17 protein-coding genes are annotated in these 24,140 nt (G+C 72.3%); 15 read left to right on the top strand and 2 right to left on the bottom strand.

Annotated features, from left to right (window positions below):
• Positions 1–424 precede the first annotated feature (424 nt).
• The 7 genes from ACWC24_RS21380 to ACWC24_RS21350 all read left to right on the top strand — a co-directional run bounded on the left by ACWC24_RS21380 (position 425) and on the right by ACWC24_RS21350 (position 9,672).
• Entirely contained in the window at positions 425–1,915 is a 1,491-nt protein-coding gene (locus ACWC24_RS21380; RefSeq protein ID WP_450664505.1) for a hypothetical protein, read from the top strand.
• A complete protein-coding gene (locus ACWC24_RS21375; protein WP_450664415.1) occupies positions 1,912–3,384 on the top strand; it encodes a vWA domain-containing protein in 1,473 nt (490 codons plus the stop codon). The genes ACWC24_RS21380 and ACWC24_RS21375 overlap by 4 nt, the downstream gene beginning before the upstream one ends.
• 109 nt (positions 3,385–3,493) lie before the next feature.
• Complete coding sequence (locus ACWC24_RS21370; protein WP_450664414.1) at positions 3,494–4,615, top strand: ATP-binding protein; 1,122 nt, start codon at positions 3,494–3,496, stop codon at positions 4,613–4,615.
• Positions 4,612–7,422, top strand: coding sequence for a hypothetical protein (locus ACWC24_RS21365; RefSeq protein WP_450664413.1), 2,811 nt, complete (start codon positions 4,612–4,614; stop codon positions 7,420–7,422). The genes ACWC24_RS21370 and ACWC24_RS21365 overlap by 4 nt, the downstream gene beginning before the upstream one ends.
• A gap of 211 nt (positions 7,423–7,633) precedes the next feature.
• The gene (locus ACWC24_RS21360; protein ID WP_450664412.1) at positions 7,634–8,248 is read left to right on the top strand and encodes a hypothetical protein; all 615 of its coding nucleotides are present in this window, start codon (positions 7,634–7,636) and stop codon (positions 8,246–8,248) included.
• Positions 8,249–8,363: 115 nt separating this feature from the next.
• Positions 8,364–8,996, top strand: coding sequence for a class F sortase (locus ACWC24_RS21355; protein ID WP_450664411.1), 633 nt, complete (start codon positions 8,364–8,366; stop codon positions 8,994–8,996).
• Between the two features lie 229 nt (positions 8,997–9,225).
• The gene (locus ACWC24_RS21350; RefSeq protein ID WP_450664410.1) at positions 9,226–9,672 is read left to right on the top strand and encodes a hypothetical protein; all 447 of its coding nucleotides are present in this window, start codon (positions 9,226–9,228) and stop codon (positions 9,670–9,672) included.
• 30 nt (positions 9,673–9,702) lie between these two features.
• Here the strand turns inward: ACWC24_RS21350 and ACWC24_RS21345 are convergent, their stop codons facing one another.
• Entirely contained in the window at positions 9,703–10,557 is an 855-nt protein-coding gene (locus ACWC24_RS21345; protein ID WP_450664409.1) for a DUF427 domain-containing protein, read from the bottom strand.
• A 190-nt stretch (positions 10,558–10,747) separates the two neighbouring features.
• Here ACWC24_RS21345 and pgm point away from each other — a divergent pair, with 190 nt between their 5' ends.
• The 5 genes from pgm to ACWC24_RS21320 all read left to right on the top strand — a co-directional run bounded on the left by pgm (position 10,748) and on the right by ACWC24_RS21320 (position 14,768).
• Positions 10,748–12,388 carry a phosphoglucomutase (alpha-D-glucose-1,6-bisphosphate-dependent) gene (gene pgm, locus ACWC24_RS21340; protein WP_450664408.1) on the top strand — a complete coding sequence of 547 codons (1,641 nt, stop codon included), beginning with the start codon at positions 10,748–10,750 and terminating at the stop codon, positions 12,386–12,388.
• 117 nt (positions 12,389–12,505) lie between these two features.
• On the top strand, positions 12,506–12,679 hold the full coding sequence (locus tag ACWC24_RS21335) for a CsbD family protein (protein WP_450664407.1): 174 nt from the start codon (positions 12,506–12,508) through the stop codon (positions 12,677–12,679).
• Between the two features lie 326 nt (positions 12,680–13,005).
• Entirely contained in the window at positions 13,006–13,791 is a 786-nt protein-coding gene (locus ACWC24_RS21330) for an SDR family oxidoreductase (RefSeq protein WP_450664406.1), read from the top strand.
• A 78-nt stretch (positions 13,792–13,869) separates the two neighbouring features.
• Positions 13,870–14,166 (top strand): muconolactone Delta-isomerase family protein, encoded by a 297-nt coding sequence (locus tag ACWC24_RS21325; RefSeq protein ID WP_450664405.1) that lies wholly within the window; start codon positions 13,870–13,872, stop codon positions 14,164–14,166.
• Positions 14,163–14,768, top strand: coding sequence for a GOLPH3/VPS74 family protein (locus ACWC24_RS21320; RefSeq protein WP_450664404.1), 606 nt, complete (start codon positions 14,163–14,165; stop codon positions 14,766–14,768). Before ACWC24_RS21325 ends, ACWC24_RS21320 begins: the two co-directional genes overlap by 4 nt.
• A gap of 27 nt (positions 14,769–14,795) precedes the next feature.
• Here the strand turns inward: ACWC24_RS21320 and ACWC24_RS21315 are convergent, their stop codons facing one another.
• Positions 14,796–15,701 (bottom strand): hypothetical protein, encoded by a 906-nt coding sequence (locus tag ACWC24_RS21315; protein ID WP_450664403.1) that lies wholly within the window; start codon positions 15,699–15,701, stop codon positions 14,796–14,798.
• A gap of 411 nt (positions 15,702–16,112) precedes the next feature.
• On the opposite strand from ACWC24_RS21315, the gene ACWC24_RS21310 reads away from it, so the two are divergent.
• The 3 genes from ACWC24_RS21310 to ACWC24_RS21300 all read left to right on the top strand — a co-directional run bounded on the left by ACWC24_RS21310 (position 16,113) and on the right by ACWC24_RS21300 (position 23,930).
• Entirely contained in the window at positions 16,113–18,431 is a 2,319-nt protein-coding gene (locus ACWC24_RS21310) for a M4 family metallopeptidase (RefSeq protein ID WP_450664402.1), read from the top strand.
• A 192-nt stretch (positions 18,432–18,623) separates the two neighbouring features.
• On the top strand, positions 18,624–20,282 hold the full coding sequence (locus ACWC24_RS21305) for a cellulase family glycosylhydrolase (RefSeq protein WP_450664401.1): 1,659 nt from the start codon (positions 18,624–18,626) through the stop codon (positions 20,280–20,282).
• A 273-nt stretch (positions 20,283–20,555) separates the two neighbouring features.
• Positions 20,556–23,930: a pyruvate carboxylase gene (locus ACWC24_RS21300; protein ID WP_450664504.1), complete on the top strand. Its 3,375-nt coding sequence runs from the start codon at positions 20,556–20,558 to the stop codon at positions 23,928–23,930.
• Positions 23,931–24,140 lie beyond the last annotated feature (210 nt).

Here is a 24,140-nt window from a genome sequence, read left to right as displayed (position 1 = left end):
CGACGGACGCCTCCAGGGAGTGGTGTCCAGCGGCTCGGACATCGAGCGGGTCTACGTCTCGTCGATCGCGGCCCGGACGTACGCGTTCGCCTGCAGCACCAACAACAACCGGCCCTGCGGTGGCGCCCGTGGTTCGTTCTGCAACCACATACGAGCCCTGGTCAACGAGGCGGTGCTCCAGTACGGCGCCGAGCGCGTCGCCCGCTACCTGCGGATCGAGTCCGCCGGGACCGACGGCCAGCCCAGCGCGCAGAGCATCACCGTCGACATGATCGGCACCCGTCCCGCGCAGGCGGACTCGACGGCCGCCGCCCCGGTCTTCAGCCGGTTCCTGCGTCACCTGGCCTACCTCGAACTCGCCCCCACCAGCGGCCCGTTGCCGGAGATGCAGTGGTTCCCGCCGGCCAGGCGGACCGTGCCGGCGATGCCCGCGCACACCTCCCGCCCCGGACCGGCGGAAGGCACCGGCCCGCTCACCGAGGAGATCGGCGGGCTCGACGAGGCACTGGCCGCCGTCGACGCGTTCGACCGGGCCCTCGTCGGCGGTCTGCTGCGTCCCCGGCCCGACCAGGCCGCGGCCCTCACGGAGTTCGCGCAGGCTGTCGCCGGTTCCCCGCTGGCCGCCCGGGTCGCCGAGGCCGCCGAGAAGGCGGCGGCCGGAGCCGCGGGCGAGGACCACCTCGTCGCCCTCGCGGCGGCCCGCACCGCACTGCTGGGTTCCGTGCACGACGCCCTGGTGGCCCGCGTCGAGGAGCTGACCGGTCGGCCGCACGGCGGGGACACGGCCCCGGCGTCCGCCGGAGCGCAGGCCGCGAACCTGCTCGCCGCCGCCCGCTCCTGGCTGGCCGACCTGGCGCGCGCCGGATGGCAGGGCATCGACCACGACGTGGTCGCCGGATCCGCACAGGTCGTCTCCGCGATGCTCCCCGACCCGTCCCTGCGCCGGCTGGCGACGCTCCTCGACGGCTTCGCCGCCGAACTCGCCGCGTCCTGCCCCGGAGCGGCCCTGGAACATGTCCCGGTCCGCCGCTGGGCCGACCTGTGGTCACGCGCGATGCTCCTGACCCTGCCCGGCGCCACCGACACGCCCGCCGTCGCCGCGGTCACCGGACGCCTGCTGCCCCTCGGCGTCGACGTGCACGAACACGCCACCGCCGCGCAGGCCCAGGTCCACGCGGTGCTCGAACCCGCCGACGGGACGCCGCCGCGCCTGGTGCGGGCCGGTGTGGCGGTCCCCAAGCCGGACACGGTCGTCGGCGCCGGTGTGTGGCAACTGCTGCGCCCGCACATGTCGTTGCTGGCCGCGGTCGGCGAGGGCCGCTCGATGGACATCACCGACATGCCGCTCACCGCCGAGGGCGACCTGATCTGGAGCGACGAGCACGCCCGGCCGGGCGAGCCGGCCGACGCCTTCGCCACCGCCCGCGTCGCCCTGCCGACCGCGACGGCCGCGGCGACCGTACCGCTGGACCGGCACCCGGCCCGCATCGCCGTCCCCGTGTTCCTGGAGGGGTACACCGTCCGCAAGGCCGAGCCGCAGGCGACGCCGGGGGAGGCCGCGCAGGACGGCGGGCAGGACGGGCAGGACGACCGACCGGGCGGCGACGTGCTGACGTTCACCGTCGCCGGGCAGCCCCTGGTCGTCGACACCGACCGCATTCCGGTCGCCGGACCGCTCACGCCCGAGGCCGTCGAGGCCTCCGGCGCCTGCATCGGACTGCTGCGCTGGGACGCCGGGACGTTCGGGGTCCAGCCGCTCGCCGTCGAGACGACCGTACGCAAGAAGGCCGTCGCGATCCACGCCGGCGGCTGGGTCGGCGGCACGGCCGACAAGGCGGGCGCCCGGGCGGAGAAGGCCGCCGCCGACGCCGTGGTGGTGCTGCGCGAGCGCGCCGGAAGGCTGCTGCGCAAATGACCGAGCCGACGCATGGACACCACCCGGAAGCGAACCCGTACGACAACCGTCGCCAAGCGCTGTACTGGCGACTGCTCGCCCGGCTGTTCGACCACGAGGAGCAGCCGACCCTGGAGTCGTCGAGCCTCGCCGTCGTCGAGGACATCGGCCTGCCGCCCGCGCTCCTCGACCCGCAGACCTCCGTCGACTCGATCGTGCAGCGCCACCCGGAACTGGCCGCCGAGCTGGACGGGCTGATGGTCCCCCGACCGGAGACCCGGCACGAGGACGAACCGGAGAGCGCCACCGACGCCGAGGTCGGGGCGGAGGCCGAGGCCGAAGACGCCGGACGTGACCGGGACGCCGAGGTCCGCCGTGCCGCGCTGGTGTCGAAGGTGCTGCTCAACGTGTTCGCCTCGCCCCCGGGCACGGTCACCGCGGGACAGCTCTCTCGCTGGCAGTCCGACGCGGGCTGGCTGGAGCGCGCCCTCGGCTGCAAGCCGGGCGAGCTGCGCGGCGGCCGGGCCGCCGGCGGCCCGGGCGTCAGCCCCATCGGCTCCGGCGGCGGCGCCGGCACGCCCGACCTCAGCCGGCTGATACCGGCGATCGGGCCGGAACTCGGCGCCATCGAGGCCGAACTCGTCCGGCGGATGCGGCTGCGCGAGGTGCTCGCCGATCCCCGGCTGGCGGCCCGGCTCACGCCGAGCATGTCGCTGATAGAGCAGCTGCTGCGGGACAAGGACAACCTGTCCGGGGTGGCCCTCGCCAACGCCAAGGATTTGATCCGGCGCTTCGTCGAGGAGGTCTCCGCGGTCCTGCGGACCCAGGTGGAGAAGGCGTCCGTCGGCGCCCTGGACCGCTCGGTGCCGCCCAAGCGGGTGTTCCGCAACCTCGACCTCGACCGCACCATCTGGAAGAACCTCACCAACTGGAGCCCGGAGGAGGAGCGGCTGTACGTCGACCGCCTCTACTACCGGCACACCGCCCGCAGGACGACACCCCAGCGGCTGATCGTCGTCGTGGACCAGTCGGGCTCGATGGTCGACTCGATGGTGAACTGCACCATCCTCGCGTCGATCTTCGCCGGGCTGCCGAAGGTGGACGTCCACCTCATCGCGTACGACACCCAGGCGCTCGACCTCACCCCGTGGGTGCACGACCCCTTCGAGACCCTGCTGCGCACCAACCTCGGCGGCGGCACCGACGGAACGGTCGCGATGACGCTGGCCCAGCCGAAGATCGCCGAGCCCCGCAACACCGTCGTGGTGTGGATCTCCGACTTCTACGAATGGCGCGCCGAGCCGCTGTTCGCGAGCATGGTCGCCATCCACCGCTCCGGCGCGAAGTTCATTCCCGTGGGCTCGGTCACCAGTTCCGGCCGCGCGAGCGTCAACCCCTGGTTCCGGGAGCGCTTCAAGGATCTCGGCACACCGGTCATCTCCGGGCACATCCGCAAGCTCGTCCAGGAGCTCAAGACGTTCCTCGCCTGAGGCGCTTCCGTAGCCAGGGCGTCCGGCCCCCGAGCCTCCTTCTCTTCCTTCCTTCCTTCCTTCCTTTTTTCTTCTTTCCCTGCTGAGACCTGTTCAGAAAGGCATCGACATGTCCGAGCTGTTGCGCGCCCCCGCCGAGCTGAAGTACGCCGAGGAGCTGGACTGGCTGGAGTCGATCGACGACGGCCCGAAGCCCTTCTCCTGGCGGCTGTCCCCGAAGATGGCGCGCCTGTTCATCCTCGGTTCCGAGCGTGCCGACGGGCTCGACCGTCCGGTCGCGCAGAAGTGGTTCGGCGACCGCAGCTTCGTCGAGCGTTCCATCGTCACCCTGGCCTCCGACCGCGGTCTGCTGCTCATCGGTGACCCCGGCACCGGAAAGAGCTGGCTCGCCGAACTGCTGTCCGCCGCGATCAGCCGCAACTCCACGCTCGTGGTGCAGGGCACGGCCGGTACCACCGAGGACCACATCAAGTACTCGTGGAACGTGTCCATGGTGATCGCCAAGGGCCAGTCGAGGGAGTCGATGATCCCCTCGCCCATCATGACCGCGATGGAGACCGGCGCGATCGGCCGCTTCGAGGAGCTCACCCGCTCCACCAGCGACGTCCAGGACGCGCTGATCTCGATCCTGTCCGAGAAGTACATCTCCGTACCGGAACTGGCCGGCGACGACGACGGCAACATCGTCTTCGCCAAGCCCGGGTTCTCGGTCATCGCCACCGCCAACAGCCGCGACCGGGGCGTCAACGACCTGTCCTCGGCGCTCAAGCGGCGCTTCAACTTCGTACGCATCCCGGTGGTCACCAACAAGAAGAGCGAGGCGGAGATCGTCCGCTTCCGCACCGAGGAACTGCTGCGCCGGCACCAGATCGAGCTGGACGTCCCGCCGACCCTGCTGGACGTGCTGCTCCAGAGCTTCGCCGACCTGCGCGCCTCCGCGGCCGCGGCCGGCAGCGACGACGAGAAGCTGGAATCGGCCCTGTCCACCGCCGAGCAGATCGGTGTGCTGGAGGACGCGATCCTGCACGGCAACTTCTTCGGCGAGCGCGCGCTGAGCGCGCACACCCTCGCCTCCTCGCTCGTCGGGTCGCTGGCCCGGCGCGACCCGGAGGACCTGGCCATCCTCAACAAGTACCTGCACGGTGTGGTGGAGCCGCGCAGCAAGGAGGAGGGCGGTTCCTGGGCGGAGTTCCTGGAGGGCGGCCGCGACGCGATCGCCACCCTGTCATGAGCGGCCCGGACGAGAGCGCGTTCGGCGCGCTGCGCGGTCAGCTCCAGGAAGCCGCGGCTGTGTTCGCGGACGGGCCGGGGGCGCTGGAGGGCATCCTCCTCGGCATCGTCGACGACGTCGACCGCGCGGTGCGCGAGCCGCTGGAGATCTTCCCGGTCTGCCACCACTCGCCCGCCTCGGCGATCGCGATGGCCCGCAGACTGCGCGAGAAGCAGCCGAAGGTCGTGTATCTCGAACTGTGCGAGGACATGGCACCGTTGCTGACCGAACTGCGCAACTGCCGGCTCCCGGTGGCGGTGCAGGCCTTCGCGACCGAGACCGAGGGATTTCCGGCCGAGTGGGCGCCGCTGTCCGTGGTCGCGCCGATCACCGAGGCGTCGGCCGAGTACCAGGCCATCGCCTACGCCCTCGACACCCCGGGCGTGGAACTGGTCCTCGTCGACCGTTCCTCGGACCACGTGTACCAGTGGGACGAGCGAGGACCGCAGGCTGCCGCACCGGCCGACCCGGACGCCCCGCCGGTCGAGGAGGAGGCCGCGCTGCACGGCGACGCGGTCGGCGTGGAGATCGGTGACCTGCGGCCCCGCTTCGCCGAACTGGAGGAGCACCTGCTGCGCCACGGCCGGGTACGACACTGGTCGGAGTGGTGGCACCAGTACGTCGAACTGCCGCTCGGCGACAGCGACCACGACACCTACCGGCAGGTCATGCTGCTGATCGGCAGCCTCTTCCGGCGCCTGGCCCCCGGCGACGAGCACCGGGTGCGCGTGGACGAGGACCGCGAGCGCCACATGTGGACCAGGATGCGCGAGCACCTGACCGCGACCGGCACGGACCCGGCGGACTGCCTGTACGTCTGCGGCGCGTTCCACGCGGCCAGCCGGGTGGCCGAGTTCGGCGTGCGGGGAGCCGACACGTTCGAGATCGCTCCGCGCACCGCGACCAAGTGGCAGCACGGATTGATCCCGTCCAGCCATGCGGCGATCGAGACGCAGTTCGGCCTCGCCGCAGGTTCGGTCTCGATCGCCGCCACGGTGTGGACGAAGAACCTGCGGCGTACCAAGGTGCAGCCGTTCCGCCTCGCCGGACAGAACGGCGCCAAGCGCGGCCGGGCCACGAAGGCCGTGGCCGCCGCGGCGCCGACCGCCGCGGACCCGACCGGACCGGCCGCGGACCGGCTGTCCGGCTTCCTGCGGCGGCCGCCCGTCCTCGACCCGCTCGACGAGGCGGAACTGCTCGACTGGTCGGTGGAGATCGTGCGCGCCGCGCGCCGCAACGGCTATCTCGCCTCCACCGCCGACGCCATCGCGGTGTTCGAGACGTCGATCCTCCTCGCGGGCATGCGCGACCGGGCCAGGCCGACGCCGTACGACTTCCAGGACGCGGCCGTCACCTGCATCGAGAAGGACACCGTGCCGGGCCGGCGCGACGTGCGCCGCCTGGTCGAGATCATGATGGGCGGCGACCGGATCGGCCAGGTCGGCTACGACGCCCTGCCGCCCCTGGCCCGCGACGTGCACGACCGGCTGAAGCATCTGGGTCTGCGGCTCGAACAGCGCGGTGTGCAGCGGGCGTTGCTGGACATCGCCTCCCGGCCCGAGCTGGAGCGCTGCTCCGATGTGCTGTGGATGCTGCGATATCTGCTGCCGCAGGGCGCCGCGCGCCCGATCATGGGGGAGCGGCGCCTGGGCGAGCGGCCGATCCAGGAGTCCTGGGACCTGGCGCTGGGCACCCATCAGCGCGCCCTCATCGAGCTCGGCTACGAGGGCATCAGCATCGAGCAGGTCCTGGAGCAGCGGTTGCGGCGCACGGCGTACGCGCCGCGGGCGACCACGGCGACCGTCCTGGAGACCGTCGAGGACGCGACCCTCTATCTGCGCAGCCGTCGGCTCGCCGACGAGCTCGGCGCCCGCGCCCTGGAGACCCTGGCGGCCGAGCGCAGCGTCGACGGCGCGCCGGAGGTGCTGCGCCGGGTCCGCAGGCTCCTGGCGTTCTACCGCACCGGCGAGCCGGTGCTGCCGTCGTGGATCGAGCGCTTCGTCAAGGCGGGATACGCGCACTACTGCACCCTGCTGCCGACGGCGTTCACCGACGAGGACGCCGGTGTCCGTCAGGTCGCCGCGATGCTCGGCTTCCTGTTCAGCATGGAGGGTCTGGCGCTGTCGCTGGGCTGCGACCGCACCCAGCTCGAGCTGGCGGTCGCGCAGTCCCACCCGGAGGACCCGCCGAAGACCGCGCTGCTGTGGGCGGCCCGGACCCAGCTCGGCCATCTGACCCGCGCGGATCTGCGGGCACGGTGCGACGAACTGCTGGACAACCCTCTGGTGGTGTCCGCCTACCCGCGCTACCTCAGCGGCTTCGTCCAGGCCCTGGAGCCGGTGCCCGGCCTCACCGACTTCGTCGTGGAAGCGGTGTCGAACGCGTTCGCGCGACTGCCGGATCCCGTGCTGCTGCCCTGGCTGCCGACCCTGATCACCACCCTGCGGGACGGCGGCGCCGAACTGGCGCCCCTGTTGATCCGCGAGGCGGGCCGGATCTTCCCGGGCCGGCTCGCGGCGCTGGACGCCTGGGTGCCACCGTGGCGGGAGGCGCCGGGCCCGGGTGCCCTGGCTCCGGCGCGCCCGGCGGAGGCCGGCCGGGGTGTCGCGCTGCTCGCCGCCCACCCCGTGGCCTGCGACGCGGTGGCCGGTCTGCTGGGCTGCGACGGAGCCTGGGAGGCGACGGCCGCCGGTCCGCGCGGGGCGGCGCTGGTGGACCGTCACCCCGACACGGCGACGGCACTGGCGGTGCTCCTGGCGGCCGGCTGAGTCCGGCCGGGCCCGGCGGCCGGGAGCGGGCCGACCGATCCGGTGCCGGGTCGGTCGGCAACCGGAAGACGGCCGGACGGGGCGCAGGGTAACCCGACTGAGCGCCCCGGATGGTGCGACGCAGTGGTGTGGCTGACGGTAGATCACGTCAAGGTCGGGTCACCTCAGCTGACAAAGCCCAGCTGCCCGGCTGTGACGGAAGGACCCTCACATGCGATCAGCCCGCATGTTGCTCGCCACGGCAGCGGCCACGGCCGCTCTCGCGATCGCCACCCCCGGCGCCCACGCGACCGGCGACGACTCGAACAACGATCAGGACTCGTCCTACAGCAGGGAGCAAGGCAAGGACAGCGGCCGGGACTCGTCCTCCGACCGGGAACGCGACGACGGCGGCGGCTACGGCTCGCCGCGCGGGGGAATCCACGCCGGTGGCGGCGCGCTGGCCGTCGTGCGGGCCGACGACTGGGTTCCCAAGGTGGACCCGAAGCAGGACCCGGAGACCTACCGGAACGACAACAACAACGACGGCGGCGGCCGCGGCAACAACGGCCGCGACGGCAACGACGGTGGCGGGCGCGGCAACAACGACGGCGGCGGGCGCGGCAACAACAACGACGGCGGCGGCCGTGGCAACAACGACGGCGGTGGCGGGCGCGGCAACGACTCCGGGAACGACGACTGGGACCGTCCCAGCGGCGGCGTGCACGCCGGTGGCGGCGCACTGGCTTCGCCGGGTGTCTCCACCGGCGGCCTGGCCGTCCTGGGCGTCGGGGCGGCGGGCATGTACGCGTGGCGACGGAAGAAGGCGGCCGAGGGCGCGGCCTGACCGTGCCTGACGCGGAGAGCAGCCGGGTCGTCACCGGTTGCACCCCGTGACGGCCCGGTCCGCTGCCCGTGTGCCGTTCCCGCTGAGCTGCCGAGCCGTAGTGAGGTGGTATCCGATGGCAGCCCCTCCTTCTTCCTCCGGGACCCGTTCGACGGGCACGTGGCTGTGGGGCACGGCCTTCCTGGTGCTGGCGATGATCCTGGCCGGCGGCCGGCACGCGCCGGCCGATTCCGCGTATCCGCCGCGCACCCTCCAGAGCGGGGCGTCGGGGGCCGCGGCTCCGGTGGGCAAGCATCTGCCGCGGGCCAGGCCCGAGCGGCTGCTCATCCCCAAGATCTCCGTCGACGCGCCCTTCTCCGACCTCGTCATCGGCCCCACCGGGCATCTGCAGCCTCCGGCCGCGAACGACACCAATCTCGTCGGCTGGTACGCCCACGGGGCCTCGCCGGGCGAGACCGGAACCGCGATCATCGCCGGGCACGTCGACACGACGACGTCAGCGGCCGTGTTCGCGGACCTCTCCGAGCTCGAGAAGGGCGACAGGTTCTACGTCACCCGCGCCGACGGGCGCAAGGCGTCCTTCGAGGTGGACGACACCGAGAAGTTCGAGAAGGACGACTTCCCCGACCAGCGCGTCTACGCCGACACGCCACAGGCCCAGGCACGCCTGATCACGTGTGCCGGGGACTACGACCACAAGGCCAAGGACTACACCGAGAACCTGGTCGTCTTCGCCCACCTCGTCTGACCGACGACGAGACGGCCGGCCGGACGGGGGAGCCGGTCCCGGGGAGGGCGGCCGCGGGCCGCCGGGGAGACGGTGCTGGACTGTGTGCGGAGCCTGACCGGGCACGGGACGGTCCAGGTCCCCGGCCCGTGACCGGAACGACGCGGTCGCCGGTTCCGTCCTGCATCACCGACGCGGGGTCCGGGTCCTCTCGATAGGGGAGTGTCGGAGAGGCCGGGGGGTCGTGCTCATGACCAGCACCAGCACCAGCACCAGCACCAGCGAAGAGCCGTACAGCGGGGGACCGTGGCCCGGGACGCACCGCCCCGGCGGGGTCGTGAGGCGGCGCGTGTGGGGAGCGCTCGCCGTGCTCATCGGGGTCGCGCTCATGGTGTTCGGGGCGATGACCGTGCGCAGACCGGGAGACGTTCCGGAGCTCTCCGTCGGCGTCGCGCTCGCCCTGCTGGCCCCGGGTGTCTACGGCGTGTGCGCGGGCGCGGTCGTCGTGCGCCGGGCACGGGGGCGGCTGCCCGAGTCGCTCAGCATGTGGGGACTGATGACCTGGTTCGCCATGGTTGCCGCGATCCCGGCGATCGCCTACGGCTCCACGGTGGGCGGGCCCGCCCTGGTGGCGGCCGTGTGGGGAGCACTGGTGCTCCTCGGCTGCTGGTTCGTGCGCCACGAGAGCGACGACTGACCATGGGCGAGGGGGAGTTCCCCCGCTGCGCTACCGCGCCGGAGGTGTGCCGAGAGCGGCCGTGAACGGGGTGACCGGGCGCTCCAGGCGTTCGCCGTCCACCGTGGTGTCGACCGCCTCGTCGAAGAAGGCGAGCAGCCCCGCGACGGCCGCCACCGCGGGCAGCGGCTCGGGGTAGCTCCACAGGACGTTCTGCGGTACGGCACCACCGGCCCGCCACGACCAGTACCGGGCGGTGCCCTTGTACGGACAGCCGGTGCTGTGCCCGGTGGCGTCGAACAGATCCAGCCGGACGTCCTCGCGCGGCAGGTAGTGACGCACCGGCAGACCGGTCTCGAACAGCAGGACCGGACGGTGGGAGTCGGCGACGACCGTGCCCTCGATCTCGACGACGACGTGCCGGCTGCTGGGCAGGGCGTCCACCCGTTTGTGCGGGTCGCGAGGATGGACGAAGATCTCTTCCTCCTCCTCGAACCAGCGGTCGAGGCCGCGGCCCGAGCGCGTGGACCACTCGAAGGCGATGTGACCGGCCAGGTCGGCGGCGGGATAGGTCCAGGCGGCGTTCTCCAGGAGCTCGCCGCCCACCTCCAGGTCGTAGAAGATCCGCGACCCGGCGTGCGCGCCCGGCGCGAGGCTCGGGTCCGGGGTACCCGGCTCGGGCGGGACCGGTGGGTTGCGGGCGGTGCGCAGCAGGTCCGTGCGGACCTCCGCGCGGGGGAAGGCGTACTGCGGCACGTGCAGCCCGGGTTCCCAGACGAGGACGGGACGGCGGCTGTCGACGACGGTGACCTCGCCCTTGCGGCCGCGTACCCAGCGTTCGCTGGGCTCCCACAGCAGGCCTTCGGGGGTCGTCCGGACGGCCTGTGCGGTGCGGAACGTGACCATGACCGGCTCTCCTTAGCTGCCGATGTGCTGCCGATGCGCTGCCAAGAGCTTCCCCCCGTCACGTTCCCACCCTGGCACGGACGCGCGGCGGGAGCCGTCCAGGGGCGGTGCGGTACTCGCGGACCGCCGCCGGGGCGAGGGAGGATGGGGCTCGGAACCCGATGGTCAACCGATACGGAGGAACGGGCAGATGCCGCACGAGCGAGCGGGCAGGCAGGCCGGACCCGAGGACCTCATCGACGTCGCCCGGCTGGTCACGGCGTACTACGCGCTGCACCCGGACCCGGCCGACCCAGGACAGCGCGTGGCGTTCGGTACCTCAGGGCACCGCGGATCGTCCCTGGCGACGGCCTTCAACGAGGACCACATCGCCGCGACCAGCCAGGCGATCTGCGAGTACCGCAAGTCCCAGGGCACCGACGGCCCGTTGTTCCTCGGCGCCGACACCCACGCCCTGTCGGAACCCGCCCGGGTCACCGCCCTGGAGGTGTTCGCGGCCAACGACGTCACCGTGCTCGTCGACAGCGCCGACGGCTACACACCCACCCCGGCCGTCTCGCACGCCATCCTCACCCACAACCGGGGCCGCACCTCGGGTCTCGCGGACGGGGTCGTGGTCACCCCCTCGCACAACCCGCCCGCCGACGGCGGCTTCAAGTACAACCCGCCGAGCGGCGGACCGGCGGGCTCCGACGCGACCTCCTGGATCCAGGACCGGGCCAACGAGATCATCACCGGCGGACTCAAGGACGTACGACGGGTGACCTATCGGCAGGCCCTCGCCGCCCCCGGCACCGGCCGCCACGACTTCCTGGGCGCCTACGTAGCCGATCTGCCCGGCGTGCTGGACCTGGACGCGATCCGCGCGGCCGGCGTGCGCATCGGCGCCGACCCGCTCGGCGGGGCCTCGGTCGCCTACTGGGGCCGGATCGCCGAGCAGCACCGGATCGACCTGACCGTGGTCAACCCGCTCACCGACCCCACCTGGCGGTTCATGACGCTGGACTGGGACGGGAAGATCCGTATGGACTGCTCGTCGCCGCACGCCATGGCCTCGCTCATCGGACAGCGCGACCGCTTCCGGATCGCCACCGGCAACGACGCCGACGCCGACCGGCACGGCATCGTCACACCGGACGCCGGGCTGATGAACCCCAACCACTATCTGGCCACCGCCATCGCCTACCTGTTCGCCCACCGCGAGCAGTGGCCCGCCGACGCGGGGGTCGGCAAGACGCTGGTGTCGTCCGGGATGATCGACCGGGTCGCCGCCGACCTCGGCCGTCGACTGGTCGAAGTGCCCGTGGGGTTCAAGTGGTTCGTCGACGGACTGGTGGACGGTTCGCTGGGCTTCGGCGGCGAGGAGTCGGCCGGCGCGTCGTTCCTGCGCCGGGACGGCTCGGTGTGGACCACCGACAAGGACGGCATCCTGCTGGCGTTGCTCGCCTCCGAGATCACCGCGGTGACGGAGAGGACGCCGTCGGAGCACTACGCCGCGCTCACCGAGCGCTTCGGCGAACCGGCCTACGCGCGCATCGACGCCCCGGCGACCAGGGAGGAGAAGGCGCTGCTCGCCAAGCTCTCCCCGGCACAGGTCCGCGCGGACACCCTCGCCGGGGAGCCGGTCACCTCGGTGCTCACCCGGGCGCCCGGCAACGACGCGCCCATCGGCGGCATCAAGGTGACCACCGCCAACGCCTGGTTCGCGGCCCGTCCTTCGGGCACCGAGGACGTCTACAAGATCTACGCGGAGTCGTTCCTCGGCGCCGATCACCTCGCCCGGGTGCAGGACGAGGCGAAGGACGTGGTGCTGGCTGCGCTCGGCGGCTGAGGCCCGGCCGCGGCGATGACGGAGCGTGAACGGCCGACTGCCCGTTTGAGGTGCCCCGGCAAGGGTCACCCGGTGCTGGAGCAATCGCACGCCGACAGCGGTTTGGAGTGATCGTCAGTGGCTGGGGACCAGAAGGGCAAGGCCAAGAAGGAACAGATGAAGGGCAAGGCGAAGGCGGCGCTAGGCCGCACGCTGGGCAACGAGGAAATGGCCGCCGAGGGGCAGATGGAGAAGTCCAAGGGCGACGCCCGTCAGGCGAAGGAGAAGGCCAAGGACGTGTTCAAGCATTGACGGAGCACGCGACGCGTGCGTCACGGCCCGGCCGATCCGGCGGGCCGTGACGCACGCATGTGCGATCCGTCGGGCACTGACACACGACTGCGCAGGTCGCGGGGACGGTTTCGGCGGTCCGCGCGGCCTTCTCGTGCTTTCTCGTGCTTTCTCGTGCTTTCTCGTGTCTCTCTCGTTTCGGCAGCCGTGGCTGTCCGCCCGGCATCGGCGCATTCTGGAGTGAGGTACAGAAACCGGTGCCGGTACCGCCAGTGGGTACAGGCACCGGCCGCCACCACGGACGGTGGCGGGCGGCCCGGACCCCCATCGCGTAGGCAGGAGACTCCATGCCCGCCCAGGAACCCGTCAGCAGCCTGACCTCTCCGGGCGGCGGCACCGGTCACCGCCGTACGGCCGTCGTCACGGGCGGCTCCCGCGGCATCGGCCGTGAGATCGTCAACCGGCTCTCCGCGGCCGGACACGCGGTCGTGGTCAACTACGCGGGCAACCGCGACCAGGCCCAGGCCGCCGTGAAGGACGTGACCGCCGCGGGCGGCCAGGCCTTCGCCTTCCAGGCCGACGTCGCCGACGAGGAGCAGGTGGCCGCCTTGTTCGACGTCGCCGAGACCCAGTTCGGCCACGGTGTCGACATCGTCGTGCACGCGGCCGGCCGGATGTATCTCGCTCCGGTCGCCGAGCTGGACCTGACGGAACTGGACAAGCTGCACCGCACCAACATCCGCGGCACCTTCGTCGTGGCGCAGCAGGCGGCGCGCAGGATCGGGCCGGGTGGCGCGTTCGTCATGTTCTCCACCTCCGTGGTGGGACTGGCCTTCCCCGGCTACGGCGCCTATTCCGCCGGCAAGGGCGCCGTCGAGGCGCTCACCCTGATCCTCGCCCGTGAACTGCGCGGCCGGGACGTCACCGTGAACACCGTCGCCCCCGGCCCGACGGCCACCGATCTCTTCCTCGACGGCAAGGACGAGGAGACCATCGCCGCACTGGCGGCGCAGCCCCCGCTGGAGCGACTCGGCACGCCTGCCGACATCGCCGAGGTCGTCGCCTTCCTCGCCTCGCCGGCCGGACACTGGGTCAACGGCCAGGTCGTGCGGGCCAACGGCGGTATCGTCTGACCCGGTCAGGGCCGGTCCCGCCGTACGGGGTCCGTCCTGTCAGGAGCCGGGCGTCCAGCGACCGAACGGAGCAGGACCATGCGTGACTTCCTGGTGGAGATCACCACCACCGTCCCCGAGGGCACCAGCCAGGACGAGGTGGACCGGCGGCGCGCCGCCGAGGCCGTCCGGGCGAAGGAACTGGCCGCCACCGGCAATCTGGCGCGGCTGTGGCGCCCGATCGGCGAGCCGCGCAGCATCGGCCTGTGGCGGGCCGCCGACGAGACCGAACTGCTGGAGAAGGTCCTCGGCACGCTGCCGCTGCGTCCGTGGATGACGCTCCTCGTCACCGCGCTCGAACCCCACCCCAACGACCCGGGGCCGTCCGACTCATGACCACCTCCACGGATCTGATGATCGTAGCCATGGACGTGCGGTCCGTGCGTCCGGTCGAGCCCGGCGATCTGTCGCTGGCCCTCGCGGGAGCCGAGGTCATCGACCTCATCGGCAAGGAGGCCGTCACCCTGCGTGGCGACCGGATCGTGCCCGGCCTGCTTCCGGCCACCGGGGACGGCCTGCTGGACGAGGCCGCGTCGACGTTCGTCCGCGAGGAGCCGTACGAGCAGGTCGAGGAGTGGCTGTGGCGCCGGGGCCGCGGTCTGTCCCGGGCCTACCTCGCGGCCCTGGAGCGGGACGGCGAGGTCACCTGGGAGCGCCGGCGCTGGAACCCGCTGCGGGTCACCCGGACGGCCCCGGCCGACTCGCCGGTCCGGCGCGGGGCCACCGAGCGCTGGGAGGCGCGGGAACCGGTCCTCACCACCCTCGCCGCCGCCGTGGGGATCGTCGACCAGCCGGCCGACGGCTCCCTGGACGTGGCGGACGAGCCGGTGGTGACCGTGCTGGCCGCCGTCCACGACGCGGTGATGGAACTGGAGGCGGTACGGCAGCGCCGGGCGATCGAGGACGCGGCCTTCGACAACGTCTGGCGCGGCGAATAGCCGGGCGCGCCCGGGTGGCCCGCGGCGTCAACTCCGCAGTTCCTCCAGGGTGGACCTGGTGTCCGACTTCAGCCAGGCGACGACCTCGTCGAGCTGCGGCGGGTCCTTGTCGTTGCTGTACGAGCTGAGGTAGGCGCTGTAGGTCATCGTGTAGGTGACCCAGCCGTCCCGTACGGCGAGCGTGGCGTACAACGAGCCGCTGGTGGAGCCACTCGTGGTGTCCTGGCTGACGAGATAGGCCTCGTCCCCGATGCCGCCGACGGTGTCGACGTCGTAACCCTCGTGGTTGTCGGGGTAGTTCTTCCAGGCGGCGGTGAACTCTGGCCCGGGATCGGTCTTCTTGTGGAGCTGCACGTCGATGGTGAGGTAGGCGTCCGCGTAGGTCGAGCCGCTCTTCTTCAGGTCGACGTTGCAGGTGGACTGGTCGAACACGCCGTCCCGCAGCGAAGAGTGACCGGGGGACGTGTCGGCGAGCGGGTATTCGCTGCTGAAGGACGAGTGGTCGGAGCTTGCGCAGAGGTTGGCCGGGGCGTCGTAGCCGCGCAGGTCCGCGGCGGTGCCCAGGCCGTGCAGCGCCACGAGGCCGACCGCCCACAGGGCGGAGGCGGCCACCGCGCCGACCACGGCCCACAGCAGCGCGCGTCCGGCGCCGCCGGTGCCGCCGGCGCCGGACGGGCGGGCGGCGGGGTAGGGGCCGTAGGAGCCCGACGGAGCGTACGGATTGCCCGGTGAGGGCTGCGGCCCGCCGGCCAGGGTGGGCTGGGAGTAGAGGGTCGGCGGACCGGCCGGGGGAGCGGGGGGTGACGGTGGCGGGGCGGCTCCCGGGCCGCCCGCACCCGGGGACTGCGGATTCGGATACGGATACGCGGTCGGCTGTGCCGGTGCCCCTGAGTCGTGAGGGGGCTGCTGCGAAGGCTCCCGTGGCGTGGACATGATGTGAAGATAGTGCAGGAGTGGCCCGTCAAGTCCCTTGAAGGCAGGGAGCGTTACGGTATGGGGACACCGGAGTCGATTGCCGGCCCCTGATCCCGGCGCGACCGTCGTGCGATGAACCTGCGACGGGGCGTGGTCAATTCCAGCCGAACTCCCGTTGCGTCCATGACAATGCTGTGGGTTTGCTGTCACGCTCGTAGGGGCCTTCACCGCCCGTTCACGCCCCTTGCAGCCTCACGCCCCCCACCCTCCCTCGTTCCGCGTGCCGCCCGCCGTCGTCGCCGGGCGCCCCCGCGCGTCCCCGTGCCCCGCCCCGTACCCCCGGCGCGGCGCGTTCCGGGCGGACCGCAAGCCGCGGCCCGCTCCCTCTCGGCCTCCACCACGGGCCGACCGTCGCACAAGGAGTCGACCTTGTCACGACCAGTCCACCCCGCAGGTCCTCGCCTCCGCCCCCTCCGCGGAGGAAACGCGGCCCTCGTCGCGCTCGCGGCCGGGGCCCTGCTCGCCGGCGCGGTCCAGGCCGGCCCCGCGTCCGCCGCGCCCCTGGACCTCCGTCCCGTGAAGACCGTCGCCACTCCCCGCGCGGGTGCCGCCCCGGCCGTCCTGTCGCCCGCGCGACACGCGGCACTGGTCGGCCGCGCGCGGGCGACGGCCGCGGACACGGCGCGAACGCTCGGCCTCGGGTCCCGGGAACGGCTCGTCGTGAAGGACGTCGCCCAGGACGCCGACGGCACCACGCACACACGCTACGAGCGCACCTACGCCGGCCTTCCGGTGCTCGGCGGCGACCTCGTCGCCCATGTGCGCGACGGCCGTACCACCGTCTCCGAGGCGACCGGAGCCGCGCTCGCGGTGCCGACGACCACACCGAGGGTGTCCGCGTCCGACGCCGCGGCGACGGCCCTCGCGGCCGCGCGGAAGACCGCCGCGGCCGGGGCGGGGGCGCGGGCCGACCGCAACCGCGAGACCACCGGCGGCCGCGCCCCGCGGCTCGTCGTCCTGGCCGCCGCGGCCGGGCGGCCGGTGCTCGCCTGGGAGTCGGTCGTCGAGGGCGTCCGCCGGGACGGCACCCCCAGCGAACTGCACGTCGTCTCCGACGCGGCCTCGGGCAAGGTCCTCCAGGAGTACGAAGGTGTGGAGACCGGCACGGGGGTCGGCCAGTACAGCGGGACCGTGCCGCTCGGCACCACTCTGTCCGGATCGACGTACCAGCTCGTGGACGGCGACCGCGCGGGACACCGTACGTACGACCTGAACCAGGGCACGTCCGGGACCGGCGCCCTCTTCACCGACGACAACGATGTCTGGGGCGACGGGACCCAGGGCGACCGGCAGACCGCCGGTGTGGACGTGGCCTTCGGGGCGGCTGCCACCTGGGACTTCTACAAGGACGTCTTCGGCCGCAACGGCATCCGCAACGACGGTGTCGCCGCCTACAGCCGGGCCCACTACGGCAACAACTACGTCAACGCCTTCTGGTCCGACACCTGCTTCTGCATGACCTACGGCGACGGCTCCGGCAACGCCAAGCCGCTGACCGCGCTGGACGTCGCGGCCCACGAGATGAGCCACGGCGTCACCAGCGCCACCGCCAACCTGAACTACTCGGGCGAGTCCGGCGGCCTCAACGAGGCGACCTCGGACATCTTCGCCGCCGCCGTGGAGTTCCACTCGGACCTGGCCGCCGACGTCCCCGACTACCTCGTCGGCGAGAAGATCGACATCCGGGGCAACGGCACCCCGCTGCGCTACATGGACAAGCCCTCCCGGGACGGCTCCTCCCGCGACTACTGGGACTCCGGCCTCGGCGGCATCGACGTCCACTACTCATCGGGACCCGCGAACCACTTCTTCTACCTCCTCTCCGAGGGCAGCGGGGCGAAGACCGTCAACGGCGTCGCGTACGACAGTCCGACCTACGACGGGCTGCCCGTGACGGGCATCGGCATCGGGAACGCCGAGCGGATCTGGTACCGGGCGCTGACGACGTACATGACCTCGACGACCGACTACGCGGACGCCCGGGTGGCGACCCTCCAGGCCGCGGCCGACCTCTTCGGCGCCTACAGCGACACCTACCTCACGGTCGCGGGCGCCTGGGCCGCGATCCACGTCGGCGACCGGGTGGCGCGAGGGGTCAACGTCGCGCCCGTCGGCGACCAGACCAGCGGCGTCGGCCAGCAGGTCTCGCTGCAGATCGGCGCCTACACCACCAACACGGACGCCACGCTCGCGTACGAGGCGACCGGGCTCCCGGACGGGCTGTCCCTCGGCGCCGACGGGCTGATCTCCGGCGTCCCCACCAGCACCGGCACCAGTGACGTCTCCGTCACCGTGACCGACAGCACCGGCGCCACCGCGACCGTCGGCTTCCATTGGCGGGTGGCGAACATCTACGCCAACGGCACCCGGGTCGACATCCCGGACGCGGGCGCGGCGGTCGAATCGCCCATCACCATCACGGGCCGCCCGGGCAACGCCTCGGCCGCCACGGAGGTCTACGTCAGCATCGTCCACACCTACCGCGGCGACCTGACCGTCGACCTGGTGGGCCCCGACGGCACCGTCTACTCATTGCTGAACCGCTCCGGCGGCTCCGCGGACAACGTCGAACAGACCTTCACCGTGGACGCCTCGGCGCAGCCCGTCGAGGGCACCTGGAAGCTGCGGGTGCGTGATCTGGCCTCGATCGACGTGGGCTACATCAAGCAGTGGCAGCTCACCCCCTGACCTGGCGAAAACCGCTCGCGCGCAGGCCCGGACCGGCACCCGGTCCGGGCCTGCGCGGCTGCCGGAGCGGGCCGGCGGCCTGTCCGATGTCTTGACGTGTACTTGGCATGATGGCTTTATGGGAGCGCTCCCATGAATTCCGCCGCCCCTGCCCATGCCTGAGTTTCTTGGCGCTCACTCCCTGGAGTCGTAGTGAGATCAACAAGAAGCACGACACGAAAGAGGCCCCTGGCCGATCTGCTGACCGGGCTGACCGCGGTCCTCGGCCTCGTCCTCCTCGGCCTGTTCTGCCCGGCCGTCGCACAGGCCCAGTCGCCCGGGATCCTCGCCACCGGCCTCCACATCGCCGACGGCCGCCTGGTGGAGGGCAACGGCAACGACTTCGTCATGCGCGGCGTCAACCACGCCCACACCTGGTACCCGAGCCGGACGCAGTCGCTCGCGGACGTCAAGGCGCTGGGCGCCAACACCGTCCGGGTCGTCCTCGCCGACGGTCACCGCTGGAGCGCCAACAGCGCCACCGACGTGGCGAACGTCGTCGCCCAGTGCAAGGCCAACCGGCTCATCTGCGTCCTGGAGGTGCACGACACCACCGGCTACGGCGAGGACGGCGCGGCCGGCACCCTCGACGAGGCCGCCGACTACTGGATCGGCCTGAAGAGCGTGCTCGCCGGCCAGGAGAACTACATCGTCATCAACATCGGCAACGAGCCGTGGGGCAACACCGACCCGACCGGCTGGACCGCCCCGACGATCGCGGCCGTCCAGAAGCTGCGCAACGCCGGATTCCAACACACGATCATGGTGGACGCGCCCAACTGGGGCCAGGACTGGCAGGGCGTCATGCGCGCCAACGCCCAGTCCGTCTACGCCGCCGACACCACCGGAAACCTGATCTTCTCGATCCACATGTACAGCGTGTTCGACACGGCCCAGGAGATCACCGACTATCTGAACGCCTTCGTCAACGCCGAACTGCCCATCGTCATCGGTGAGTTCGGAGGGCCCGCCGACCAGTACGGCGACCCCGACGAGGACACCATGATGGCCACCGCCGTACAGCTCGGACTCGGCTACCTCGCCTGGTCCTGGAGCGGCAACACCGACCCGATCCTCGACCTCGCGCTCAACTTCGACCCCAAGCAGCTCAGTTCATGGGGTCAGCGCATCTTCAACGGCGTCAACGGCATCGCCCAGACCTCCAAGGAGGCCACCGTCTACGGCGGCACCTCCGCCGACACCCAGGCGCCGACCACCCCCGGGACCCCGGCCGCGTCCGCGGTGACGGCCACCTCGGTGACCCTCGGCTGGACCGCCGCCACCGACAACGTGGGCGTCGCCGGCTACGACGTCGTACGGATCAGCGGCGGCACCGAGACCAACGCCGCGGCCTCCACCACCAACTCCGTCACCGTGACCGGCCTCACCGCGAGCACCGCGTACACCTTCGCCGTCTACGCCCGCGACGCCGCCGGGAACCGCTCCGCGCGCTCCGCCACGGTGAGCGTCACCACCAGCAGCGCCCCCACCGGGATCTGCTCCGTGGCCTACCGGATCGTGGGGGAGTGGCCGGGCGGCTTCCAGGGCGACATCGTCCTGCGCAACACCGGCACCGCGGCCGTCAACGGCTGGAAGCTCGCCTTCGCCTTCGCCGACGGTCAGACGGTGAGCAACATGTGGGGCGGGACCGCCACCCAGAGCGGCGCCACGGTGAGCGTCGCCCCGGCCTCCTACACCTCCACCGTCCCCGTGGGCGGCTCGGTGGACGTCGGGTTCATCGGCACCAAGGGCGCCACCAACTCGGCCCCGACGGCGTTCACCCTCAACGGCAGCGCCTGCACGGTCTCCTGACCCGCCCGGCGCACCGGTCGGCGATCACCCGTCGGCCTGACGTCCCGTCATTCTCCGGGAGCCGCACCTTCCCAGGTGCGGCTCCCGGGGCGTTCGCGGCGCCGTGGAACGCGGGACCGGCGCCGCAAGCGCCTGGTGTCGCCGCTCGACGGAGCCGGGTGGGGCCGACCCTCCATCGGGGGAAACGCGAGGTGGGTGGCCCGGGTCACATGGCACAACGGGCCCGACGCCGACACCATGGTCCTCGTCACCGGCAGGCTGAAGGGATCCAGGATGTTCCGCAAGGTACTGGTCGCCAACCGTGGTGAGATCGCGATCCGGGCGTTCCGCGCGGGTTATGAACTCGGCGCGCGGACCGTCGCCGTCTTCCCGCACGAGGACCGCAACTCGCTGCACCGGCTGAAGGCGGACGAGGCCTACGAGATCGGCGAGCCAGGGCATCCCGTGCGGGCCTACCTCTCCGTCGACGAGATCGTCCGGGCCGCGCGCCGCGCCGGAGCGGACGCGGTCTACCCGGGCTACGGATTCCTCTCCGAGAACCCCGACCTGGCCCGCGCCTGCGAGGAGGCGGGCATCACCTTCGTCGGACCGAGCGCCCGCACCCTGGAGCTGACGGGCAACAAGGCCAGCGCGGTGGCCGCGGCCCGCGAGGCCGGTGTGCCGGTGCTCGGCTCCAGCGCGCCCTCCACGGACGTGGACGAACTCGTGCGCGCCGCCGAGGAGATCGGCTTCCCCGTCTTCGTCAAGGCGGTCGCCGGCGGCGGTGGCCGCGGTATGCGCCGGGTCGAGGACCCCGCGCTGCTGCGGGAGTCCATCGAGGCGGCGTCGCGCGAGGCGGCCTCGGCGTTCGGCGACCCCACCGTCTTCCTGGAGAAGGCCGTCGTCGACCCCCGCCACATCGAGGTGCAGATCCTCGCCGACGGCCAGGGCAATGTCATCCATCTCTTCGAGCGCGACTGCTCGTTGCAGCGGCGCCACCAGAAGGTCATCGAGATGGCCCCCGCGCCGAACCTCGACCCGGAGCTGCGCGACCGCATGTGCGCCGACGCGGTGCGCTTCGCCCGGCAGATCGGCTACCGCAACGCGGGCACCGTCGAGTTCCTGCTCGACCCCGAGGGCAACCACGTCTTCATCGAGATGAACCCGCGCATCCAGGTCGAGCACACGGTGACCGAGGAGGTCACCGACGTCGACCTGGTGCAGGCGCAGCTGCGCATCGCGGCCGGCGAGAGCCTGGCCGACCTCGGCCTGTCCCAGGAGACCGTCACCCTGCACGGGGCCGCCCTCCAGTGCCGTATCACCACCGAGGACCCGGCCAACGGCTTCCGCCCCGACACCGGCCGGATCACCGCCTACCGCTCGCCGGGCGGCTCCGGCATCCGGCTCGACGGCGGAACCACCCACGCGGGCACCGAGATCAGCGCGCACTTCGACTCCATGCTGGTCAAACTGAGCTGCCGGGGACGGGACTTCAAGTCCGCGATCGGCCGGGCCCGGCGGGCCGTCGCCGAGTTCCGCATCCGCGGTGTGGCCACCAACATCCCCTTCCTCCAGGCCGTGCTGGACGACCCGGACTTCCAGGCCGGGCGGGTGACGACCTCGTTCATCGAACAGCGGCCGCAGCTGCTCACCGCCCGGCACTCCGCCGACCGCGGCACCAAGCTGCTGACCTACCTCGCCGACGTCACGGTGAACAAGCCGCACGGCGAACGGCCCGTGCTGATCGACCCGGTCACCAAGCTGGCGCCGCCGTCCGCCGCCGAGCCGCCCGCGGGCTCCCGGCAGCGGCTCGTCGACCTCGGCCCGGAGGGATTCGCCCGCGCGCTGCGCGAGTCGCCGACCATCGGCGTCACCGACACCACCTTCCGCGACGCCCACCAGTCGCTGCTGGCCACCCGGGTGCGCACCAAGGACCTCCTCGCCGTCGCCCCCACCGTCGCGCGCACCCTGCCCCAGCTGCTGTCCCTGGAGTGCTGGGGCGGCGCCACCTACGACGTCGCCCTGCGCTTCCTCGCCGAGGACCCCTGGGAGCGGCTGGCGGCCCTGCGCGAGGCGGTGCCCAACATCTGCCTCCAGATGCTGCTGCGCGGCCGCAACACCGTGGGCTACACGCCCTATCCGACGGAGGTGACCGACGCCTTCGTACAGGAGGCCGCGGCCACCGGCATCGACATCTTCCGCATCTTCGACGCCCTCAACGACGTCTCCCAGATGCGGCCCGCGATCGACGCCGTACGGGAGACGGGCACGGCCGTCGCCGAAGTGGCGCTGTGCTACACCTCCGACCTGTCGAACCCGGCCGAGCGGCTGTACACCCTGGACTACTACCTGCGGCTGGCCGAGCAGATCGTCGAGGCCGGCGCCCACGTCCTGGCCGTCAAGGACATGGCGGGCCTGCTGCGTGCCCCCGCCGCGGCCAAGCTGGTCTCCGCCCTGCGCCGGGAGTTCGACCTGCCGGTGCACCTGCACACCCACGACACCGCGGGCGGCCAGCTCGCCACCTACCTCGCCGCGATCCAGGCCGGGGCCGACGCCGTCGACGGGGCGGTGGCCTCGATGGCGGGCACCACCTCGCAGCCGTCGCTGTCGGCGATCGTGGCCGCGACCGACCACTCCGAGCGGCCCACCGGCCTCGACCTCCAGGCCGTCGGCGACCTGGAGCCGTACTGGGAGAGCGTGCGCCGCATCTACGCGCCGTTCGAGGCGGGTCTGGCCTCGCCGACCGGGCGCGTGTACCACCACGAGATCCCCGGCGGGCAGTTGTCCAACCTGCGTACCCAGGCGGTCGCGTTGGGTCTCGGCGACCGCTTCGAGGACATCGAGGCGATGTACGCGGCCGCCGACCGCATCCTGGGCCACCTGGTCAAGGTCACCCCGTCGTCCAAGGTGGTCGGGGACCTCGCCCTGCACCTGGTGGGCGCCGGAGTGTCGCCCGCGGAGTTCGAGGAGACCCCGGACCGGTTCGACATCCCCGACTCCGTGATCGGCTTCCTGCGCGGCGAACTGGGCACCCCGCCCGGCGGCTGGCCGGAGCCGTTCCGCAGCAAGGCGCTGCGCGGCCGGGGCGAGGCCAAGCCCGTGCGGGAGCTGACCGAGGAGGACCGTACGGGCCTGGAGAAGGCCCCGCGCGCGACGCTCAACCGGCTGCTGTTCCCCGGCCCGACGCGCGACTTCGAGACGCACCGTCAGACCTACGGCGACACCAGCGTGCTGGACAGCAAGGACTTCTTCTACGGTCTGCGACCGGGCACGGAGTACGTCGTCGACCTGGAGCCCGGCGTCCGGCTCCTGATCGAGCTGGAGGCCGTCGGCGAGGCCGACGAGCGCGGCATGCGCACCGTGATGTCGACGCTCAACGGCCAACTGCGCCCGATCCAGGTGCGCGACACCGCGGCGGCCGCCGACGTCCCGGTGACCGAGAAGGCGGACCGGGCCAAGCCGGGCCATGTGGCGGCGCCGTTCGCGGGCGTGGTGACGCTCGTGGTCGACGAGGACGACGAGGTCGAGGCGGGGGCCACGGTGGCCACCATCGAGGCGATGAAGATGGAGGCCACGATCACCGCCCCGAAGGCCGGGAAGGTGACCAGGCTGGCGATCAACCGGATCCAGCAGGTGGAGGGCGGCGACCTGCTCGTCGAGATCGGCTGACCCGGGTCCGGCGCACCGGCCCACCGGTGCGCCGGGCGACCGGCGGACTCAGGGGCGGGCGACGGGAGTTGCCCGCCCCTCGTCATGCGTCATGTGCCATGTGCCATGTGCCATGTGCCGGGTGCCGGGTGCCGGGTGCCGGGTGCCGGGTGCCGACGGCCGACCGCGGCCGCAGCGCCCTCTCCGGCGGCGGTCCGGGGGCCAGGGAGT

This window comes from Streptomyces sp. NPDC001443, assembly GCF_053597355.1.
This window is presented reverse-complemented; position numbering and strand designations above follow the sequence as displayed.

What these genes read in the sequence shown, in the direction of transcription:
- ACWC24_RS21380 (WP_450664505.1), top strand. Translation starts at nt 425, where the DNA reads ATGCCCGCGCACACCTCCCGCCCCGGACCGGCGGAAGGCACCGGCCCG.
- ACWC24_RS21375 (WP_450664415.1), top strand. Translation starts at nt 1,912, where the DNA reads ATGACCGAGCCGACGCATGGACACCACCCGGAAGCGAACCCGTACGAC.
- ACWC24_RS21370 (WP_450664414.1), top strand. Translation starts at nt 3,494, where the DNA reads ATGTCCGAGCTGTTGCGCGCCCCCGCCGAGCTGAAGTACGCCGAGGAG.
- ACWC24_RS21365 (WP_450664413.1), top strand. Translation starts at nt 4,612, where the DNA reads ATGAGCGGCCCGGACGAGAGCGCGTTCGGCGCGCTGCGCGGTCAGCTC.
- ACWC24_RS21360 (WP_450664412.1), top strand. Translation starts at nt 7,634, where the DNA reads ATGCGATCAGCCCGCATGTTGCTCGCCACGGCAGCGGCCACGGCCGCT.
- ACWC24_RS21355 (WP_450664411.1), top strand. Translation starts at nt 8,364, where the DNA reads ATGGCAGCCCCTCCTTCTTCCTCCGGGACCCGTTCGACGGGCACGTGG.
- ACWC24_RS21350 (WP_450664410.1), top strand. Translation starts at nt 9,226, where the DNA reads ATGACCAGCACCAGCACCAGCACCAGCACCAGCGAAGAGCCGTACAGC.
- ACWC24_RS21345 (WP_450664409.1), bottom strand. Translation starts at nt 10,557, where the DNA reads ATGGTCACGTTCCGCACCGCACAGGCCGTCCGGACGACCCCCGAAGGC.
- pgm (WP_450664408.1), top strand. Translation starts at nt 10,748, where the DNA reads ATGCCGCACGAGCGAGCGGGCAGGCAGGCCGGACCCGAGGACCTCATC.
- ACWC24_RS21330 (WP_450664406.1), top strand. Translation starts at nt 13,006, where the DNA reads ATGCCCGCCCAGGAACCCGTCAGCAGCCTGACCTCTCCGGGCGGCGGC.
- ACWC24_RS21325 (WP_450664405.1), top strand. Translation starts at nt 13,870, where the DNA reads ATGCGTGACTTCCTGGTGGAGATCACCACCACCGTCCCCGAGGGCACC.
- ACWC24_RS21320 (WP_450664404.1), top strand. Translation starts at nt 14,163, where the DNA reads ATGACCACCTCCACGGATCTGATGATCGTAGCCATGGACGTGCGGTCC.
- ACWC24_RS21315 (WP_450664403.1), bottom strand. Translation starts at nt 15,701, where the DNA reads ATGTCCACGCCACGGGAGCCTTCGCAGCAGCCCCCTCACGACTCAGGG.
- ACWC24_RS21300 (WP_450664504.1), top strand. Translation starts at nt 20,556, where the DNA reads ATGTTCCGCAAGGTACTGGTCGCCAACCGTGGTGAGATCGCGATCCGG.